The sequence below is a fragment of the Bariatricus sp. SGI.154 genome (assembly GCF_050313795.1).
Classification (GTDB): domain Bacteria; phylum Bacillota; class Clostridia; order Lachnospirales; family Lachnospiraceae; genus CAMBRQ01.
Window position 1 is genome coordinate 1 of sequence record NZ_JBNPMC010000090.1, and the last position, 296, is coordinate 296.

General features: G+C 43.6%; 1 protein-coding gene. It reads left to right on the forward strand.

Annotated features, from left to right (window positions below; translation table 11 throughout):
- Positions 1 to 204 (forward strand): helix-turn-helix domain-containing protein (locus ACQRBN_RS17460; RefSeq protein WP_427740365.1); only part of this gene is annotated, 204 nt, incomplete at its 5' end.
- Positions 205 to 296 lie beyond the last annotated feature (92 nt).

Sequence of the window (296 nt, forward strand, 5' to 3'; positions counted from 1 at the left end):
AATATGTTCAACAGAAACAACGCACCTACGCTGCCGACCTTAGAAGCGGTTTGCAGAGCGTTTGGTATTACTTTGGGACAGTTCTTCGCAGAGGGAAATGATCCGTCTGAGCTGACTGAAGAACAGCGCATTCTATTTGCGCGATGGAGTACATTGACAGACGAGCAGAAGAAACTCCTGCTTGCACTAATGAGTACGATGTAAAATGCACGTTGATTCTGCCGAAGGAACAACGTGCATTTTACATTTATCAGAACAATATAAAAAAGCCTGGAAAGCAGATTTTTTTGTCCTCC